This is a genomic window from Arthrobacter sp. Marseille-P9274 (genome assembly GCF_946892675.1).
Lineage (GTDB): Bacteria > Actinomycetota > Actinomycetes > Actinomycetales > Micrococcaceae > Crystallibacter.
On record NZ_CAMPOV010000002.1, the window covers coordinates 23510 to 41674 of the forward strand.

At 69.2% G+C, this 18165-nt stretch carries 17 protein-coding genes; 10 read left to right on the forward strand and 7 right to left on the reverse strand.

From position 1 onward, the window contains the following. The first annotated feature begins 2 nt into the window (after positions 1-2). On the forward strand, positions 3-947 hold the full coding sequence (locus tag OC550_RS13275; protein ID WP_262106372.1) for a dioxygenase: 945 nt from the start codon (positions 3-5) through the stop codon (positions 945-947). Between the two features lie 100 nt (positions 948-1047). On the opposite strand, the gene OC550_RS13280 is transcribed toward OC550_RS13275, so the two are convergent. Beyond that, positions 1048-1995, reverse strand: a complete 948-nt coding sequence (locus OC550_RS13280; RefSeq protein ID WP_262106373.1) for a D-2-hydroxyacid dehydrogenase family protein — start codon at positions 1993-1995, stop codon at positions 1048-1050. A gap of 125 nt (positions 1996-2120) precedes the next feature. Between OC550_RS13280 and OC550_RS13285 the strand changes: the two genes are divergently transcribed. Then, a complete protein-coding gene (locus OC550_RS13285) occupies positions 2121-2720 on the forward strand; it encodes a protoglobin domain-containing protein (RefSeq protein ID WP_262106374.1) in 600 nt (199 codons plus the stop codon). Next, on the forward strand, positions 2684-3340 hold the full coding sequence (locus tag OC550_RS13290; protein WP_262106375.1) for a cyclopropane-fatty-acyl-phospholipid synthase family protein: 657 nt from the start codon (positions 2684-2686) through the stop codon (positions 3338-3340). The genes OC550_RS13285 and OC550_RS13290 overlap by 37 nt, the downstream gene beginning before the upstream one ends. Before the next feature lie 88 nt (positions 3341-3428). Here OC550_RS13290 and OC550_RS13295 read toward each other — a convergent pair whose 3' ends face one another. After that, on the reverse strand, positions 3429-4904 hold the full coding sequence (locus tag OC550_RS13295) for a CitMHS family transporter (RefSeq protein ID WP_262106376.1): 1476 nt from the start codon (positions 4902-4904) through the stop codon (positions 3429-3431). A 169-nt stretch (positions 4905-5073) separates the two neighbouring features. Here OC550_RS13295 and OC550_RS13300 point away from each other — a divergent pair, with 169 nt between their 5' ends. Both OC550_RS13300 and OC550_RS13305 read left to right on the forward strand, forming a co-directional pair. Continuing rightward, positions 5074-6897 (forward strand): ATP-binding protein, encoded by a 1824-nt coding sequence (locus tag OC550_RS13300; RefSeq protein WP_262106377.1) that lies wholly within the window; start codon positions 5074-5076, stop codon positions 6895-6897. Beyond that, a complete protein-coding gene (locus OC550_RS13305) occupies positions 6894-7556 on the forward strand; it encodes a response regulator (protein WP_262106378.1) in 663 nt (220 codons plus the stop codon). The genes OC550_RS13300 and OC550_RS13305 overlap by 4 nt, the downstream gene beginning before the upstream one ends. A 25-nt stretch (positions 7557-7581) precedes the next feature. On the opposite strand, the gene OC550_RS13310 is transcribed toward OC550_RS13305, so the two are convergent. Continuing rightward, positions 7582-8208, reverse strand: coding sequence for a trimeric intracellular cation channel family protein (locus OC550_RS13310; RefSeq protein ID WP_262106379.1), 627 nt, complete (start codon positions 8206-8208; stop codon positions 7582-7584). 106 nt (positions 8209-8314) lie between these two features. Between OC550_RS13310 and OC550_RS13315 the strand changes: the two genes are divergently transcribed. The 5 genes from OC550_RS13315 to mqo all read left to right on the forward strand — a co-directional run bounded on the left by OC550_RS13315 (position 8315) and on the right by mqo (position 14448). Beyond that, positions 8315-9319, forward strand: coding sequence for an aldo/keto reductase family protein (locus OC550_RS13315; protein ID WP_262106380.1), 1005 nt, complete (start codon positions 8315-8317; stop codon positions 9317-9319). A 286-nt stretch (positions 9320-9605) separates the two neighbouring features. Next, positions 9606-10739 carry a mandelate racemase/muconate lactonizing enzyme family protein gene (locus tag OC550_RS13320; protein WP_262106381.1) on the forward strand — a complete coding sequence of 378 codons (1134 nt, stop codon included), beginning with the start codon at positions 9606-9608 and terminating at the stop codon, positions 10737-10739. An 89-nt stretch (positions 10740-10828) separates the two neighbouring features. Continuing rightward, entirely contained in the window at positions 10829-11530 is a 702-nt protein-coding gene (locus OC550_RS13325; RefSeq protein ID WP_262106382.1) for a FadR/GntR family transcriptional regulator, read from the forward strand. 139 nt (positions 11531-11669) lie between these two features. After that, a complete protein-coding gene (locus tag OC550_RS13330; RefSeq protein ID WP_262106383.1) occupies positions 11670-12989 on the forward strand; it encodes a glucarate dehydratase family protein in 1320 nt (439 codons plus the stop codon). Positions 12990-13032: 43 nt separating this feature from the next. Next, entirely contained in the window at positions 13033-14448 is a 1416-nt protein-coding gene (mqo, locus tag OC550_RS13335; protein ID WP_262106384.1) for a malate dehydrogenase (quinone), read from the forward strand. Between the two features lie 135 nt (positions 14449-14583). Here the strand turns inward: mqo and OC550_RS13340 are convergent, their stop codons facing one another. The 4 genes from OC550_RS13340 to OC550_RS13355 are packed head-to-tail and all read right to left on the reverse strand — an operon-like array spanning position 14584 to position 18109. Then, the gene (locus OC550_RS13340; RefSeq protein WP_262106385.1) at positions 14584-14988 is read right to left on the reverse strand and encodes a universal stress protein; all 405 of its coding nucleotides are present in this window, start codon (positions 14986-14988) and stop codon (positions 14584-14586) included. Continuing rightward, complete coding sequence (locus OC550_RS13345; RefSeq protein ID WP_262106386.1) at positions 14985-16520, reverse strand: tripartite tricarboxylate transporter permease; 1536 nt, start codon at positions 16518-16520, stop codon at positions 14985-14987. Before OC550_RS13345 ends, OC550_RS13340 begins: the two co-directional genes overlap by 4 nt. A gap of 22 nt (positions 16521-16542) precedes the next feature. Further along, positions 16543-17079: a tripartite tricarboxylate transporter TctB family protein gene (locus OC550_RS13350; protein WP_262106387.1), complete on the reverse strand. Its 537-nt coding sequence runs from the start codon at positions 17077-17079 to the stop codon at positions 16543-16545. A 31-nt stretch (positions 17080-17110) separates the two neighbouring features. After that, positions 17111-18109 (reverse strand): tripartite tricarboxylate transporter substrate binding protein, encoded by a 999-nt coding sequence (locus tag OC550_RS13355; RefSeq protein WP_262106388.1) that lies wholly within the window; start codon positions 18107-18109, stop codon positions 17111-17113. Positions 18110-18165: the final 56 nt, after the last annotated feature.

Sequence of the window (18165 nt, forward strand, 5' to 3'; positions counted from 1 at the left end):
CCATGAACAACGCCCCCACCGACACCACTCCCACCGGCACCGCGGCCACCGGCATCCCCCCGGAGCAGGCCCGGGTCGAGCAGGACCTCGTCGACACCGTCGTCGCGTCCTTCGACAACACCGTCGACCCCCGGCTCAAGCAGCTCCTGCAGTCCCTGACCAGGCACCTGCACGCCTTCATCCGCGAGGTGAGGCTCACCGAAACCGAGTGGAACCAGGCCATCGAATTCCTCACCGCCGCCGGACACATCACCGACGACAAACGCCAGGAATTCATCCTGCTCTCCGACGTCCTCGGTGCCTCCATGCAGACCATCGCCGTGAACAACGAGGCCTACACCGGCGGCGCCGCCGCCGCCACCGAGGCGACCGTGTTCGGCCCGTTCTTCACCGAAGACGCCCCGGAAATCCCGCACGGCGGTGACATCGCCGGCGGCGCGCACGGCCAGCCCTGCTGGGTCGAAGGCACCGTCACCGACACCGACGGCAACCCCGTCCCGAACGCCCGGATCGAGGTCTGGGAAGCCGACGACGACGGCTTCTACGACGTCCAGTACACCGACGGCCGAATCGCCGGCCGCGCCCACCTCTACACCGACGAGAAGGGGCAGTACGCGTTCTGGGGTTTGACGCCCACCCCGTATCCGATCCCGCATGACGGTCCGGTGGGCAAGATGCTCGAAGCCGCCGGCCGCTCCCCCGTCCGCGCGTCCCACCTGCACTTCATGGTCACCGCCGAAAACCTGCGCACCCTCGTCACCCACATCTTCGTCGACGGCGACCCCCAGATCGGCATCGGTGACTCCGTCTTCGGCGTCAAGGACTCCCTCATCAAGAAATTCGAACACCAGGAGCCCGGCACCCCCACCCCCAACGGCCGCGACCTCGGAAACCAGGCCTGGGCCCGCACCCGCTTCGACATCGTCCTCGCACCCAAGGACGCTTAACCACACTCAGGCCGCCCGGGCGCTTGGTTCCGCAGCCGGGGAGCCGGGCGCCCCGGCGTCGTACTTTTGCTGGCGCCCGTGCTTAGCCCGGGGTGCCGCGTCAGGCCAGGACGTTGATCGGGCTGTCGGCTTGGAAGGCCTGGATGTCCTCCAGCATCTGCGTGTAGCCGAGCCGGTACGCCCGCTGCGTCACGAACCCGATGTGCGGACTGAGGATCAGGTTCGGCGCATCCCTGAGGGGCGAACCGGGCGGGAGCGGCTCGACGTCGTAGACATCCAGGGCCGCGGCCGCGATCCTGCCCTCCCGGAGCGCCTCGACCAGTTCGACTTCGTCCACGATCGGCCCGCGGGAGGTGTTCACCAGCCGACCCTCACCGCCCAGCAGGTCCAGCTCCCGGCGGCCGATGAGGCCGCGCGTGCTGTCGGAGAGGCGAAGGTGGATGCTGGCGATGTCGCTGCGCCGGAACAGTTCCTCCTTGGCCACCAGCTCTGCGCCGCCGGCGGCCGCCCGCTCCTCGGTCAGGTGCGGACTCCAGGCGATGACTTCCATGCCGAAGGCGCGGGCATACTCTGCCATCTTCGTGCCGAGCTTGCCCAGACCGACCAGCCCGAGGGTGGCCCCTTCGAGGTCGATCCCGAGGCGCTGCTGCCACAGGCCGGCGCGGACATCGCGGTCGTTCGCGGGAAGGTCGCGGGCCACGGCCATCACCAGGGCCCAGGCGAGCTCGGCGGTGGCGGCGGTCCCGCGGCGGGTGCCGCACACGGTCACGCCGTTGCGGGCGGCGGCGTCCAGGTCGATGGAGGCATTCGCCATCCCCATCGTCGTGATCAAACGCAGCTTCGGCAGCCGGTCCAGCAGCTCGGCGGACATCGGCGTGCGTTCGCGCATAACGACGACGGCGTCGAAATCCCGCAGCCGCTCCGCCAGTTCATCGAGTCCGTCCAGGTGGTCGGTGAACCGCACCACCTCGGAGTCCTCACCGAGCTCCGCCCATGGCGCGCTCCGCAGGGCCACATCCTGGTAGTCGTCCAGCACCGCAATCCTCATCCGGCCCGCCTCCTGTAGATCCGCCGTTTCCGCCAAACCTACCCGCCGGAGCCGCCGGATTCACCGTTGCCGGTTCGCGCAGCCCGGAGTATTAATGGCCTCACTCAACGAGCCGGAGGTCAGCCATGTCCATCCAAACCCCCAGGAATTCCGAAATCCCGGGCTACACCTATGGCGCCGCAGGCCACTCGCCGGTCACTTTGGCGGAGCTTGAAGAGCTCAAGGCCAGCGTGATGTTCGGCGAGAAGGACGCGGCCCTGCTGCGGCGGGCCGGGGAACTGCTGGAGGACCAGATCGAGAAGGTCCTCGATGCCTGGTACGGCTTCGTTGCCGGCCAGCCCCACCTCGTCGCGCATTTTTCGCGCCCCGGCGGAGAACCCATCGCCGAGTACCTGGCGGCCGTGCGCTTCCGGTTCGGCCAGTGGATCCGGGATACCTGCACACGCCCGTACGATCAGGAGTGGCTGGATTACCAGAACGAGATCGCGCTGCGGCACACTCCGGAGCACAAGAACGAGACGGACCACGTAGGTTCAACCCGGGTGGTTCCGCTGCGGCATCTGATCGCCCTGGTGGTGCCGATAACGACGACGATCCGCCCGTTCCTCGCCAAGCGCGAGGAATCGGCGGAGAAGGTGGAGGCGATGATGGAAGCCTGGCTGAAGGCGGTGGTCCTGCAGGTGGCGCTGTGGTCCAGACCGTACGCGGACGAGGGCCGCTGGTGAGCGGCGTCTCGGACTTCTGGGACGGCTTCTACGCCGAGCGGGACAAGGTCTGGAGCGGCCGTCCCAACGGCGCGCTCGTCCGCGAGGTCGCCGGTCTGGGCCCGGGCACCGCGGTCGACCTGGGCTGCGGCGAGGGCGCCGACGCCATCTGGCTCGCGGCCCGGGGCTGGCAGGTGACCGGGGTCGATGTTTCAGAGGTGGCCCTGGCGCGGGCTGTCCGTCATGCCGAGGCCGAGGGCGTGGCCGGGCGGATCGAGTGGCAACGGCTGGACCTGGCCGAGTGGACACCGGACCGGCGCTTCGACCTGGTGTCGGCCCAGTTCCTGCACTCCCCGACCGAGCTTCCCCGCAACCGGATCCTCGAGCACGCTGCCGCCGCGGTGGCTCCCGGCGGCACGCTGCTCATCGTCGGCCACGAGTCCTTCCCGCCCTGGTCAAGGCACCCGGAACCGGAAGAACCACTGCCGACGGCCGCGGAAGTGGCGGCCGGACTGAGCCTGGACCAAGGCGGCTGGGAACTGGTCACGGTGGGCTCCCTGGAACGGGAGGTCACCGGCCCGGACGGACAAACCGCGACGCTGGCCGACAGCGTCCTGCGGGCCCGCCGGCTGGGGGCATAGCCGATCCGGGCCCCGCCACCGCTTAACGCCCCCGGCACCCGGGCAAGTTGCGAAACTTACCCGGGTGCCGGCGTCGTTAGCTCAGGACTCAGCCCCAGGGAATGGCGCCCAGCAGGATGCCCACGGCGAGCATCACCACCGAGACGACCGCGGCGCGCCAGAGCACCTTCTTGTGGTGGTCGCCCAGTTCCACGCTGGCCAGCGAGACCAGCAGCAGGATCGCCGGGACCAGCGGGCTCTGCATGTGCACCGGCTGGCCGGTGATCGATGCACGGGCCATCTCCGCAGGGGCGATGCCGAAGTGCGCGGCGGTTTCGCTCAGGACGGGCAGCACGCCGAAGTAGAACGCGTCGTTGCTCATGAAGAACGTCATCGGGATGCTGAGCAGGCCGGTGATGACGGCCATGAACGGGCCCATCGAGTCGGGAATGATGTTCACCAGCCAGGCGGCCATGGCGTCCACCATGCCGGTGCCGTCCAGCACGCCGGTCAGCACGCCGGCGGCCATCACCATGGAGACGACTGCGACGATGCTCTGGCCGTGCGCGACCAGTTGGGCTGCCTGGTCCTTGACCTTCGGGAAGTTGACCACGAGGGCCAGTGCGGCGCCGATCATGAAGACGTAGGCCAGCGGGATGATGTCGAGCACCAGCACGACCATCACGGTCACGGTCAGCACGAGGTTGAACCAGAACAGCTTCGGGCGCAGCGTTGGGCGGTTGGGGTCGAGGGCGGAGCCGACCAGCGACGATGAGTCGGTGGCCTTCTCCTCCACAGGAGCCTCCAGGAGGGCCACGGATCCGCCAGCCGCCGGGGCGCCAGAGGGCTGGACACGGGTGGGTCCGCTGCCGGAGCCGGACCGGCCGCTGCCGCCGTTGTCCTTGCTGCCCGAGCCGCCCGTGCCGCCGTTCTCCCAGAGGTTGGGCTTGCCCTTGGTGTCCGCGATGCCGCCCGCCAGGCGCTTGCGCTCATGCAGGCCGAGGCTCCACGCGAAGATCATGACGATGACCATGCCGGCCAGCAGGGACGGGATCATCGGGACGAAGACCTCGGTGGGCGACACGTCCAGGGCGGCTGCGGCACGTGCGGTCGGGCCGCCCCAGGGAACGATGTTCATGGTGCCGTTGGCAAGGCCCGCGACACAGGTCAGGACCACCGGGCTCATGCCCAGCCGCAGGTAGATCGGCAGCATCGCGGCCGTGGTCAGGATGAAGGTGGTGGACCCGTCCCCGTCGAGGGAGACGACGGCGGCCAGCACCGCGGTGCCGAGCACCACCTTTGCCGGGTCATTGCCCAGCGTGCGCAGGATGAAGCGCACCAACGGATCGAAGAGGCCGACGTCGATCATCAGGCCGAAGAAAATGATGGCGAACATCAGCAGCGCCGCCGTCGAAGTCAGCGACTTCATCGACTCGAGGACCATGTCCCCCAGGCCGAGGCCGGCGCCGGCGAAGAGGCCGAACACCGTGGGCACGATGATGAGGGCCAGCACCGGTGTCAGTTTCTTCGTCATGATCAGGGCCATGAAGACCGCGATCATCGCGAATCCCAGGAAGACCAGCACAGTAACTCCTTTGTCTAACGAGCCGGGGTGTGACCGGCCCTACAGACATTAGAGTGGCCCCGGTCACGGATGGCGGTTTAGCTCTCTTGAGGTGCATACTTCTTATTGCGCACGTTTTGCTCATTTAGCTCACCGAGATTCGCCAACCAGTCAGCCGGCAGGAGGGAACATGGCCACCGAGCACCGCCGCCGCGGCTGGCGGATCGGTTTCTCCACGCGGATGCTGTTGCTCCAGCTCGCCGTCGTGGCGTTGGTGGTGCTGCTCTCAGCCATCATGCTGGGCTGGCTGACCTACCAGCGGCTGGGCAACGAGGCAGAGGGCCAGGCGCTGGCGGTGGCACGGTCCGTGGCCGCCTCCGGCGACGTCAGGGCCACCACCGCAGCCCTGAAGGATGCCCCGCCCGCGGAGCTTTCCGCCGCGGCCCTCGCAAGTGGCCCGCTGCAGCCGCTGGCCGAGGACGTCCGGAGCCGCACCGGGGCGCTGTTCGTGGTGGTCACGGACGACGCCGGCCTGCGGCTGGCGCACCCCAATCCCGCCCTGCTGGGCCAGCGCGTGAGCACAGATCCCACCGAGGCGCTGGCCGGCCGCGAGGTCACCGCCCAGGAACAGGGCACGCTCGGCCATTCGGCGCGCGCCAAGGTGCCGGTCTTCGCGCCGGAATCAAGAAACGTGGTCGGCGAGGTCAGCGTCGGCTTCTCCAGCGGGGCGGTGCTGGAAAGCCTGGCCGGCGACGTGCTGCCCATTGCTGCCACGGCGGCGGGCGCCCTGGCCCTCGGCACGGTGGCCTCGCTGCTGCTGGGCCGGCGCCTCAAACGCCTCACCCTCGGCCTCGAGCCGGAAGAGATTGCGGCGCTCGTGCAGGACCAGGAGGCGGTGCTGCGAGGCGTGGACGAGGGCGTCATCGGCGTCTCGCAGGACCGGCGGATCACGGTCTTCAACCGCGAAGCCAAGCGGCTGCTGGGCATACCGATCGACGCCGAGTTCGTCGGCCGGCCGCTGGACGCGGCCGGCCTGCCGGATTTCCTCGCCGCCCTGCTGACCGCGGCGGACCCGCAATCCCCCGCGGTCGAGCAGCTGGTCGGCTCCCGCGTGCTGATCGCCTCCGCCCGCCAGGTGCAGCCAAGCCGCACCCCCGGAAGGCGCGGCTACCGCCCGGGCGGCACCGCCGTCGTCGGTACCCGCGCGCCGGAATTGGGCTGGGTGATCATGCTGCGCGACCGGACCACGGTGCAGTCGCTGACCCGGCAGCTGGATGCCGTCGGCGCGCTGTCCACGGCGCTGCGCGCCCAGCGCCACGAGTTCGCCAACCGGCTGCACACCGTCTCGGGCCTGCTCGGGATCGGCCGGCACGCCGAGGCCCGGGACTACGTCGCGGAGATCATGCGGACCGGCCCGCTGAGCTACCCGGCGGAGCAGGCCGAGCTGCTGCAGGATCCGTACCTGCAGGCCTTCATCGGCGCCAAAAGCGTCGAGGCCGCCGAGCGCGGCGTCGCCCTGCGGGTGGGCCCGGAGACCCTTATCCGCGGGCGCATCACGGACCCGCAGGACGTCACGACCGTGCTGGGGAACCTGATCGACAACGCGGTGCGCGCCGCCGTGCACGGCAGCAATCCGGACCGCTGGGCCGAGGTCGAGGTGATGGACGAGCTGTCGGCGGGCGGCGGCACGCTCCACGTGGTGGTTGCGGACTCCGGGGACGGCCTCGCGGACGCCAACGACGACGGCGGTGCGGCCGCGGAGCGTATTTTCGCCGAAGGGTATTCCACGGCCAAGGGCATGCCGGAGTCCCTGGCCGACGGCGGCGGCCCCGCCACGGTCCTGCCCGATGCGCACGGACAGGGCTTCGGCCTGCCGCTGATCCGGCGGCTGGCGAGGCGGCGCGGCGGAGACGTCTGGGTCGCGGACGCCGGCCGGGACGGCGGGCCCGGGGCCGTTTTCTGCGCCCGGCTGCCCGGAACAGTGGAACCGCAAGGAACAGGAGAGGCCCCATGACGGACCTTCGCGTGCTCATTGTCGACGACGACTTCCACGTGGGGCGGCTGCACGCCGGCTACGTGGACGCCGTCCCCGGCTTCACCGCGCTGCCGCCGGTTGGCTCCGCGGAGCAGGCCCTGCGCGCCGTGCACGGACAGGAACCGGACCTGCTGCTGCTGGACGTCTACCTGCCGGACGCGCTCGGACTGGACCTGCTGCGCACGGTCGACGTGGATGCGATCATGCTCACCGCCGCGGCGGATGGCGCCTCCGTCCGCAAGGCGCTGCGGCGCGGCGCCCTGGGCTACCTCATCAAGCCGTTCACCGCGGAGCAGCTCTCCCGCCGGCTCCGCGCCTATGCCCGGTTCCGGCGGATGCTGGCGGACCAGCCGTCCCTGGACCAGGACACCGTGGACCGTGCCCTGCACACGCTGCATCCCGCCGAGCCGGCCGCCCCGGCCGCCAGGACCCGGTCGGCGACGGAAGCGGCCGTGCTCGATGCGCTCTCGGCGGGCAGCCAGTACTCCGCGGCCGAGGTGGCGCAGCAGGTCGGCATATCCCGGGCCACCGCACAGCGCTACCTCTCGGCGCTGGCGGACGACGGCGCCGTCGAAATCCACCTGCGCTACGGCAGCACCGGACGCCCAGAGCACCGCTACGGCCGGTCCGGCCGCTGAGCCGCCGGCCGGACAGGGAAGACCGCTAGTCCTCGTACCGCTGCCACGGCGCCGAGGCATGCGGAATGTGCCAGCCAAAGCGCAGCGATAGCACCCGCAGGCCGAAGACGACCGCCGCGATGGCGACCGCGGCCACCGGGCTGTACAGGTCCGCCTGCCAGACCACGGCCGTGAATCCCGCCCCGAGCATCGCCGGGACGGCGTAGAGATCCCCCGGATCGAACAGCTGCGGCTCCCGGTTGGCGACGACGTCGCGGAGCATGCCGCCGCCGACGGCCGTCGTCACGCCCAGCAGCGCCGAGGCGATCGGGTTCAGCCCCGCCTCCAGCGCCTTGACCGTGCCGCCGATGCAGAACAGGGCCAGGCCGCCGGCGTCGAACACGAGCAGGGGTTTCCTCAGCCGCTCCACGCTGCGCTTGAGGAAAAAGACCAGCAGTGCCGCAAGGGCCGGCGCCGCCAGGTACACCGGGCTGTCGAATGCGTTCGGCACTTCGCGCAGGATCAGGTCGCGGATCACGCCGCCGCCGAGCCCGGCCAGCGCGCCCAGGAACAGCGAGCCGATGATGTCGAAGCCGCGCCGGGCGGCCAGCAGGCAGCCGGACACGGCGAAGAAGAAGGTGCCGAGAAGGTCCAGCACGAGTCCCAGCGGCACGCCCGTTCCTCCTCGTCAGCCCGGCAAGTCCGGCATCGGCTGCCCTCCCGCCTGCATCATATCCCCCGCGGGACGGGCCGCCGGCGAGGCCGGTAGCATCGGGACCATGGAATTCAGGTATCTGGGCAACAGCGGGCTGAAAATTTCGGAAATCACCTTCGGGAACTGGTTGACGCACGGCTCCCAGGTGGAGAACGACGTCGCCACCGCCTGCGTGCACGCCGCCCTGGACGCGGGCATCACCACCTTCGACACCGCGGACGTGTACGCCAACACGGCGGCCGAGCAGGTCCTCGGCGACGCGCTCAAGGACGAGCGGCGGGAGTCGCTGGAGATCTTCACCAAGGTCTACTTCCCCACCGGCGCGAAGGGGCACAACGACACCGGCCTCTCGCGCAAGCACATTATGGAGTCGATCGACGGGTCGCTGCGCCGGCTGCAGACCGACTACGTGGACCTCTACCAGGCGCACCGCTACGACGCCGAGACGCCGCTCGAGGAGACCATGCAGGCCTTCGCCGACGTGGTCCGGGCCGGCAAGGCGCTGTACATCGGCGTGAGCGAGTGGACCGCCGACCAGCTCCGCGCGGGCCACGGCCTGGCGCGCGACCTGGGCATCCAGCTGATCTCCAACCAGCCGCAGTACTCCATGCTCTGGCGGGTCATCGAGGACGAGGTCGTACCGGCGTCGGAAGACCTCGGGATCTCCCAGATCGTCTGGTCCCCGGTGGCGCAGGGCGTTCTCAGCGGCAAGTACAAGCCGGGGGCGGCGGTGCCGCAGGGCAGCCGGGCGGCCGACGAAAAGGGCGGCGCGGACATGATCAGCAAGTGGCTCGACGACGACGTCCTCAACGGCGTCCACCGGCTGGAGCCGATCGCCCAGGACGCCGGCCTGACCATGGCGCAGCTCGCCGTGGCCTGGGTGCTGCAGAATGGCAACGTCGCCTCCGCCATCATCGGAGCGTCCCGCCCCGAACAGATCGCCTCCAACGTCCAGGCGGCCGGGGTGAAGCTCGACGAGGGCACCATGTCCCGGATCGAGGAAGCCATCGGGGCACTCGCCGAGCGGGACCCGCGGAAGACCCGGAGCCCCGAAACCCGCCTCGCCTGACCCGCGCGGAATAGTCGTTGCCGGCGACGGTACGCCAGCGGAAAGGGTGCACCTCTTGTTTGCCCGCCCCGCATAACCGCAGGTCAGCGCCTCCCGCGGCGCCATTACCTGCACGACTTCCGCCAAAAATGCACGCTTTCCGACGCCACAGCGAGCGCCAGGCACCCTGACCCGCCTACCGGCCCGCCGGGCCGGAGCCAAGTCCTGTCCACCCGCAAAGCACTTGTCATATAAGTTGTTCCACTTGTACTATCAGTGGACCAACTACTCCTGCCCAAGGACTGCCATGACCTACCTGACCGATGCCATCCGCCACGTCAAGCTCTCCACGGCGAGGCTGCCGCTGGCCACCCCGATCTCCGATGCCAAGGTCTTCACCGGCCGGCAGAAGCCGATGACCGAGGTCGTCTTCCTCTTCGCCGAGATCAAGACCGAGCAGGGCTACGAGGGCCTGGGCTTCTCCTACTCGAAGCGCGCCGGCGGCCCGGCCCAGTTCGCGCACGCCAAGGAGGTCGCGGAGACGATGCTCGGCGAGGACCCCAACGACATCGCCAAGCTGTATAACAAGCTGCTCTGGGCCGGCGCCTCTGTCGGCCGCTCAGGTGTCGCCACCCAGGCCCTCGCCGCGCTGGACATCGCGCTCTACGACCTGAAGGCCAAGCGCGCCGGCCTCCCGCTGGCCAAGTTCCTCGGCTCCTACCGCGACTCCGTCCGCACCTACAACACCTCCGGCGGCTTCCTCAACGCCACCATCGACGAGGTGAAGGACCGCGCCAGCCGCTCCATCGAAGAAGGCATCGGCGGCATCAAGATCAAGGTCGGCCTCCCGGACAACGCCGAGGACCTGCGCCGGGTCGCCGCCGTGCGCGAGCACATCGGCGCCGACGTGCCGCTTATGGTGGACGCCAACCAGCAGTGGGACCGCGCCACCGCCCTGCGGATGGGCCGCAAGCTGGAGCAGTTCGACCTGGTCTGGATCGAGGAGCCGCTGGACGCGTACGACGCAGAGGGCCACGCCGCCCTCGCCGCCGCGCTGGACACCCCCATCGCGACCGGCGAGATGCTTGCCTCCGTCGCCGAGCACGAGCGCCTCATCGCGGCCAGGGCCTGCGACATCATCCAGCCGGATGCCCCGCGCGTCGGCGGCATCACCCAGTTCCTGCGGCTGGCCACCCTCGCGGACCAGGCCGGGCTGGACCTGGCCCCGCACTTCGCCATGGAGATCCACCTGCATCTGGCCGCCACCTACCCGCGCGAACCGTGGGTCGAGCACTTCGACTGGTTGGACCCGCTGTTCAACGAGCGGCTCGAGACCAAGGACGGCCGGATGGTCGTTCCGGACCGCCCCGGCCTCGGCTTCACGTTCAGCGACCAGGCCCGCGCCTGGACCACGGACAGCGTGGAGTTCGGCCGCGCCTGACCCGGCGCACAAGTGCGTCCCTCCCCAACAACGACGGCGGTGCCCGCACCGCCGTCGTTGTCCCACCTGTTCCGGAGAAAAGTGGAGCGATGAAACCGAACCTGACCGCCGCCCTGGTCGATGAGCTGCGCCGCCGCATCGTGGACGGCGAGATCGCGCCCGGCGAGAAGCTGCCGAGCGAGAACACCTTGATCGCCGAGCACGGGGTCAGCCGGACCGTAGTGCGCGAAGCGATCACCCGGCTGCAGGCGGATGGCCTGGTGCATACCCGGCGCGGCAGCGGCAGCTTCGCGCTCACGCCTCCCTCGGCCGGGAATGCCCCGCAGCATCCCGGACGGCAGGTGCGCACGCTCCAGGAACGCCAGCAGCTGATGGAGTACCGGATAGGCATCGAGAGCGAGGCTGCAGCCCTCGCGGCGTCCCGCTCGACCAAGACCCAGCGCGCCGCTCTGCGCAGCACGCTGGAAGCCTTCAGCCGGGCCGAGGGGAATCCCGCCGAGGCGCTGAGCAAGGACTTCGATTTCCACCGCACCGTCGCCGAAGCCAGCGGCAACCCTTACCTGGCCGACGCCGTCGGCGGGCTCGGCCCCGCCATGATTGCCATGCCCCGGCACCGGCTCGACCGCAGCGGCACGGAAGCCGAGGCCACCCGCCTCGCCCAGGTCTCCGCGGAACACGAGGCCGTCCTGGCAGCCCTCGAAGCCGGCGATGCGCAGGCAGCCGCCGCGGCCATGCGCACCCATCTGGCCAACTCCAAGCGGCGGCTCGAGCAGGAGTCCGGCGGCCGCTGAAGGCCCCTGCCCTCACGTGACCGATACCAATCCAGCATCGTCCGGTGCATAAGTGATCTTGGACACGCATTGCTGCCCCCGCTTAGCGTGAAGTGAACCTTGTGCCCTCTTGGGCTCCCCGTGAAAGGAATTCCGCCCTATGTCTGTCGCCGACGCCGCGCCTGTAGCCAGCCTCTCCTCCGAGCACCTCGGCCAGGTTGCCATTACGGGCATCACGATCACGCCCGTGGCGTTCGCGGATCCGCCGCTGCTGAACACCGTGGGGGTACATGAGCCGTTCGCGCTGCGGGCGATCGTCCAGGTCCACACCGACGCAGGGGTCACCGGACTCGGCGAAACCTACGGCGACGCCGGCCACCTCCAGCGCCTTCACCTCGCCGCCGAGGCCCTCACCGGCGCCGATGTCTTCAACATCAACCGGATGCGCCAGGTTGTCGCCCGGGCGCTGGCCGCCGACACCGTCCAGGGCGGCCACGGCATGTCCGGCATGGTCACCGGATCCTCCACGGCCGACCGTGTCCTGTCCCCCTTCGACGTCGCCGCCCTCGACATCCAGGGCAAACTCCTCGGCCGCCCGGTCAGCGACCTGCTCGGCGGCGCCGTCCGCGACTCCGTCGCGTTCAGCGGCTACCTGTTCTACAAGTGGGCCACCCACCCGGGCTTCGAGCCGGACCCGTGGGGCCCGGCCCTGGACCCGGACGGCATCGTCGCCCAGGCCCGCACGATGGTCGACGGCTACGGCTTCAGCGCGCTCAAGCTCAAGGGCGGCGTCTTCGCCCCGGACCAGGAAATCGCCGCGATCAAGGCACTCCGCGAGGAGTTCCCGGACCTGCCGCTGCGCCTGGACCCCAACGCCGCCTGGACCGTCGAAACCTCCATCAAGGTCGGCCGGGAACTCGATGGCGTCCTCGAATACCTCGAAGACCCCACCCCCGGCATCAGGGACATGGCCGAAGTCCGCTCCAACGTGCCCATGCCGCTGGCCACCAACATGTGCGTCGTTTCCTTCAACGACGTGCCGCCGGCCATCGCCGCCGGCGCCGTCGACGTCATCCTCTCCGACCACCACTTCTGGGGCGGCCTGCGCCGTTCCCAAACCCTGGCCGGCCTCGCCGAGACCTTCGGCCTGGGCCTGTCCATGCACTCCAACTCCCATCTGGGCATCTCCCTGGCCGCCATGGTCCACCTCGCCGCAGCCACGCCCAACCTCGACTACGCCTGCGACACCCACTGGCCCTGGAAGAACGACGATGAGGACATCGTCACCCCCGGCGCCCTCACCTTCATCGACGGCGCCGTCACCGTCCCCACCGCCCCCGGCCTCGGCGTCGAACTCGACCCGGACAACCTCGAAAGACTGCACCGCCAGTACCTCGACTGCGGCCTGACCAGCCGGGACGATACCGGCTACATGCAGCGCATCGACCCGGGCTACACCCTCGAAAGCCCCCGCTGGTAGCCCGCGCCCAGCTCCAAAGGGGCCCTGGCAGAGAGGAACCCTGATGCCCGCACAGGATACGTCCGGAGAGTTCGACGCCGTCATCGTCGGCGCAGGCATCATGGGCGCCACCCTGGCCAGCCTGCTGGTCCGGCTCGAGCCGGAGTGGCGCGTCGCCGTCCTCGAGCGGTTGCCGGAGGCCGGAATGGAGAGCTCCCATGCCTGGCACAACGCCGGCACGGGGCACGCCGGGCTGTGCGAGTTCAACTACACACCCCGCACCACCGACGGCCGGGTCGATATCTCCAGTGCCCTGAAGATCAACGCTCAGTTCCGGCAGTCCCGCCAGTACTGGGCGCACTTATCCGCCGAGGGCAGCCTCGGGGACCCGGCAGGCTTCATCCGCCCGGTCCCGCACTTCAGCTTCGCCCATGGGCCCCGCGGGGTCGAGTACCTGCGGGCCCGCCACCGGGCCATGGCGGGCCAGCCGCCCTTCGCGGCGATGGAGTACTCCGAGGATCCGGCGGTGCTGGCCCGGTGGCTGCCGCTCATGTTCACCGGCCGGGAGCCGGGCGAGCAGGTAGCCGCAACCCGGGCGGCGGACGGCACCGACGTCGACTACGGCGTACTGACCCGGCGGCTGCTGGCCGATGCCGCCGCCGGCGGGGCAGAGACAAGGCTGGGCGAGGAGGTCACCGGGCTGGCTCGGGATCACGGCCGCTGGCTAGTCACCTCCCGTTCGCAAGGACGCGTCCGGAGCCTGTCGGCCCGCTACGTCTTCCTGGGCGCAGGCGGGGCGACGCTGCCCCTGCTGCAGCTGGCCGGCGTGCCGGAGACTCGCCCCTTCGGCGGATTCCCGATCAGCGGCTGCTTCTACCGCAGCTCGAAGCCCGAACTGGTGGCCCGCCACCGGGCCAAGGTCTATGGCCACGCTGCCGACGGCGCCCCGCCCATTTCCGTGCCGCATCTGGACACGCGTGTGGTCGACGGCCGGGAATACCTGATGTTCGGCCCCTACGGCGCCTTCTCCCCGCGGTTCCTCAAGTCCGGCTCGCTGTTGGACCTTCCGCGTTCCGTCCGGCCGGCCAATCTGCCCACGCTGCTTTCGGCGGCCCGTGACAACGCCGGGCTGGTGGCCTACCTGGTGCGCCAGATCCTGCAGACACCGCAGGCAAGGTTCGCCGAGTTGCGCCGCTTCGTTCCGGACGCCGACCCGGCGGACTGGGAGTGGATCACGGCCGGCCAGCGCGTGCAGGTGGTCAAGAACGTCAAGGGCAGGGGGACGATCGCGGGCTTCGGCACCGAGGTCGTGACCTCAGCGGGCGGCTCGCTCGCGGCATTGCTCGGCGCCTCGCCCGGCGCGTCCGCCTCGGTCCCCATCATGCTGGACGTGCTGCAGGCAAGCTTCCCCGAGCGCTTCCCGGCGTGGTCGGAAAAGGTGCGGAGCATGATCCCGTCCTTCGCAGCCTGCTCGGCCTGATCTGGTTCCCGCTGATCATCAACGGCACCCAGCTCTAAGTCCCGGAACACGCCCGCGGGGACCGGTGCCCGCGGGCATTAACAAGATGGTGCCGGACGGTTATCCCGTCCGGCACCATCCGCTTCCCCTCCTGGGTCAGTGCCCGTCCTGGCCAGCCTTCACTGCCAGCACCGGCCGATCCGCCTGCAGGAGGATCCGCTGGGCGTGCGATCCCATGATGAACTTGCCGACCTGGCTGCGCTGGCGCAGGCCAATGACGATCAGCGACACGTCGTGGGCCTCTGCCAGCGCCAGCACCTCATCGGCCAGGTCGTCCGTGTGGGTGGACTGCAGGATGGAGGTTTCGACGCCGGCGTCCGATGCCGCCGCGGTGATGCGCTCCAGGTCTGCGTCGGAAGCCACCGATTTGTCGACCAGGGCGCCCTCGCGCACCGAGTTGACGACGAATAGCTTCTCGTCGCGCAGTTTCGCTTCGGCGATCGCGGCGCGGGCGGCTGCCTCGCCCACGGGAGTGGGGACGTATCCAACAAGGATGCTCATACTGTTTCCTTGGCTTTCTTTGACGTGGGAGTTACGACGGCGTGGCTTGCCTTCCGCTTGGCCAGCAGGGACTGGACCATCGGCCAGACCGCGACAAAGACGAAGATCACCAGCAGGGTGGCCGAGATCGGGCGGCCGAAAAAGCCGCCCAGGTCGCCGTTGAGCACCAGCAGGGAGCGGCGCAGGTTGGCTTCCAGGAGCGAGCCGAGCACGAAGGCCAGCACCAGTGGCCCGGGCTCGAACCCGAACTTCTTCATCAGGTAGCCGATGATGCCGAAGGCGACGACCAGCACGACGTCGAACATCGAGTTGTTGATCGTGTAGGCGCCCAGCATCGTGATCAAGGCGGTGACCGGCGCCAGGATGGCAGCACGGACGCGGAGGATTTTCACGAAGATGCCGACCAGCGGGATCGACATGATCAGCAGCAGGATGTTGCCGATGTACATCGAGTTGACGACGCCCCAGAACAGGTCCGGGTGCTGGTCCACCAGCTGCGGTCCGGGGGTGACGCCCTGGATCAGCAGCGCGCCGAACATCAGCGCCATGGTGGCGTTGGCCGGGATGCCCAGCGTCAGCAGCGGGATGAAGGAGCTGGTCGCGGCGGCATTGTTGGCGGACTCGGGAGCGGCGACGCCTTCGACGGCGCCCTTGCCGAAGCGCTCGGGGTTCTTGGACCGCTTCTTCTCCAGGGCGTAGGCCGCCAGCGAAGAGATCGTGGCACCGCCGCCGGGCAGGATCCCGAGGAAGAACCCGAGGACCGAGCCGCGTCCGATAGCGCCGGAGGACTGCTTCAAGTCGGCGCGGGAGGGCCATACGTTGGCTACCTTCGCCGGTGCCTTGGCCGCGCGGTGGCGCTCCTCCAGGTTGTAGAGGATCTCGCCGAGGCCGAATAGGCCCATAGCGACCGGGACGAAGTCGATGCCGTCCGCCAGGTCGAGGTTGCCGAAGGTGAAGCGCTCGGCACCGGTGAAGACATCGCGGCCCACGGTGGCCAGCAGCAGGCCGAAGGCGGCCGCGATCAGGGCCTTGGTCTTGCTGCCGTTGCTGATCGTGGCGACCAGCAGGATCCCCAGGAGGGCGAGGGCGGCGTACTCGGGCGGGCCGAAGTCGAGGGCGAAGCCGGCGACGATGGGGGCCAGGAAGGTCAGGCCGATGATGCCGATCGTGCCGCCGACGAAGGAGCCGATCGCGGCGATGCCGAGGGCGGTCCCGGCCTTGCCCTGCTTGGCAAGCTGGTACCCGTCGAAGACGGTGACCACCGAGCTGGCCTCGCCGGGCAGGCGCAGCAGTACGGAGGTGATGGTTCCGCCGTACTGGGCGCCGTAGAAGATGCCGGCCAGCATGATGATGGCGGTGACGGGGTCGATGCCGTAGGTCAGCGGCAGCAGGATGGCGATCGTGGCCGCGGGGCCGAGGCCCGGCAGCACGCCGATCAGCATGCCGATGACGACGCCGAGGAGGCAGTACAGAAGGTTGGTGGGAGCCAGTACGACGCCGAAGCCGTCCAGCACCGGTTGCAGGAAGTCCATGCGTGGAGCCTTTCTAGGACCGTTAGAACAGGTGGGGGATGGTGGTCCCCAGGCCCAGGATGAAGATGCCGTAGAACGCCGCGACAACCAGGACGGAGTAGAGCACGGCCGAGCGCCATGTTTCGCCGCCGAGGAACTTCATCCAGATGAAGCTGAGCAGCAGGGACGGGATCTCGAAGCCGATGACGGGCATCAGCGCCACGAGGCCGATGAGGGTGGCGGCGCCGAAGAGCACGAGCCAGGACAGGCTGGAGAACTTTTCGCCCTCCCCGCCTTTCCTGCCGATGATCAGCTGCGCCAGGCCCAGCACCGTAATAACGAGGCTCATGATGAACGGCCACAGTCCCGGCTGGGGCTGGCTGGGCGTGCCCAGTCCCAGCCGGACGGACAGGACCATCCCGGTGATGCCGAGCACCGTCGCCACCAGCGAGGCAGCGAGGTTGGCGACTGGTCCTGCGGATGGCGGCGCTTCGGCCTCCCACTGGGCAGCGAGCTGCTCGGGGGTAAGGTCCTCGTCCGGTTCCGCCGGAACCGGGATCGCGTGGGCTGTCTCATTCATGATGGTGCTCCTGTGGGCCTGGCGCGGCTGACTAGCTCTGCTTCAGGTCGATGTCGTACTCGGCGGTCAGGTCCTTGTACTTCTTCGCGAGTTCGGTCCATTCGGAGATGACTTCCTCGCCGGAGATCTCCTTCGGGGTCAGCAGGTTCTGCTCATTGAACTTCTGGTAGGCCTCGGTCTTGAAGGTGTTCTCGAAGGAGGTCTTCAGTCGTTCCTTGACCTCTTCGGGGGTGCCCTTGGGCGCGACCATGGCGCGGTACTGGGAAACCGGGATGTCGTAGCCCTCTTCGGTCGCCGTCGGGACGTCCTGCAGGAACTTGTTGCGCTCGGTCGAGAAGACGACGATCGGAACGAGCTTTCCGGCGTCGATCTGCGCCTTGGCCTCGCCCAGCTGGACGGTTGCTACCTGCACCTGGTTGCCCAGGACGGCAGTGACGGCCGGGGCCCCGGAATCGAACGGCACTTCGGTGCCCTTGATCTCGGCCTGCTTCAGCAGCAGGGCCTGGGCCAGCTGCGAACCGGTGCCCACGCCGGTGGTGCCGAAGCTGAGGTTGTCCTTCTTGGTCAGGTCCTCCACGGACTTGACTCCGGCCTCGGGGCTGGCGACCATCACGTAGTCGTCCTGCGACAGGCCCACGATGACTTCGACGTCATCGAGCGACACGGCCTCGGCTTCGCTGACGGCGAGCGGGGTGATGGTGACCAGCGAGGCGTTCAGGGTGGCCAGCTCGTAGCCGTCGGCCGGCTTGCCCTGGGTCTCCTTGAGGGCGAGCGCACCGTTGGCGCCTGGCTTGTTGACGACCGGCATGGCCACGCCGAGGTCGTCGGAGGCGCCCTCGGCGACGGCGCGGGCGATCAGGTCGGTCGATCCGCCGGCTGCGGCGCCGACGGTGACGTTGATGGGCTTGGTCGGGAATTCCTCCGAGGCCGACGAGCCGGAGCCCACGTTGCCGCCGCAGGCCGTCAGCGCCAGGGCAGCGGAGGCAGAGGCCAGGCCGACGACGGCCCGGCGGATGGGAAATGCTTTCACTTCAAAGCTCCTTGATTGATGAACCGCGAAAGGGCGCCGATGCTCAGTGTGAACGA

Excerpts from the sequence above, each read along its gene's own strand:
- OC550_RS13315 (WP_262106380.1), top strand. The coding sequence starts at position 8,315 with ATGGAATTCAGGTATCTGGGCAACAGCGGGCTGAAAATTTCGGAAATC.
- OC550_RS13345 (WP_262106386.1), bottom strand. The coding sequence starts at position 16,520 with ATGGACTTCCTGCAACCGGTGCTGGACGGCTTCGGCGTCGTACTGGCT.
- OC550_RS13340 (WP_262106385.1), bottom strand. The coding sequence starts at position 14,988 with ATGAGCATCCTTGTTGGATACGTCCCCACTCCCGTGGGCGAGGCAGCC.
- mqo (WP_262106384.1), top strand. The coding sequence starts at position 13,033 with ATGCCCGCACAGGATACGTCCGGAGAGTTCGACGCCGTCATCGTCGGC.
- OC550_RS13305 (WP_262106378.1), top strand. The coding sequence starts at position 6,894 with ATGACGGACCTTCGCGTGCTCATTGTCGACGACGACTTCCACGTGGGG.
- OC550_RS13320 (WP_262106381.1), top strand. The coding sequence starts at position 9,606 with ATGACCTACCTGACCGATGCCATCCGCCACGTCAAGCTCTCCACGGCG.
- OC550_RS13280 (WP_262106373.1), bottom strand. The coding sequence starts at position 1,995 with ATGAGGATTGCGGTGCTGGACGACTACCAGGATGTGGCCCTGCGGAGC.
- OC550_RS13300 (WP_262106377.1), top strand. The coding sequence starts at position 5,074 with ATGGCCACCGAGCACCGCCGCCGCGGCTGGCGGATCGGTTTCTCCACG.
- OC550_RS13330 (WP_262106383.1), top strand. The coding sequence starts at position 11,670 with ATGTCTGTCGCCGACGCCGCGCCTGTAGCCAGCCTCTCCTCCGAGCAC.
- OC550_RS13275 (WP_262106372.1), top strand. The coding sequence starts at position 3 with ATGAACAACGCCCCCACCGACACCACTCCCACCGGCACCGCGGCCACC.
- OC550_RS13285 (WP_262106374.1), top strand. The coding sequence starts at position 2,121 with ATGTCCATCCAAACCCCCAGGAATTCCGAAATCCCGGGCTACACCTAT.
- OC550_RS13325 (WP_262106382.1), top strand. The coding sequence starts at position 10,829 with ATGAAACCGAACCTGACCGCCGCCCTGGTCGATGAGCTGCGCCGCCGC.
- OC550_RS13350 (WP_262106387.1), bottom strand. The coding sequence starts at position 17,079 with ATGAATGAGACAGCCCACGCGATCCCGGTTCCGGCGGAACCGGACGAG.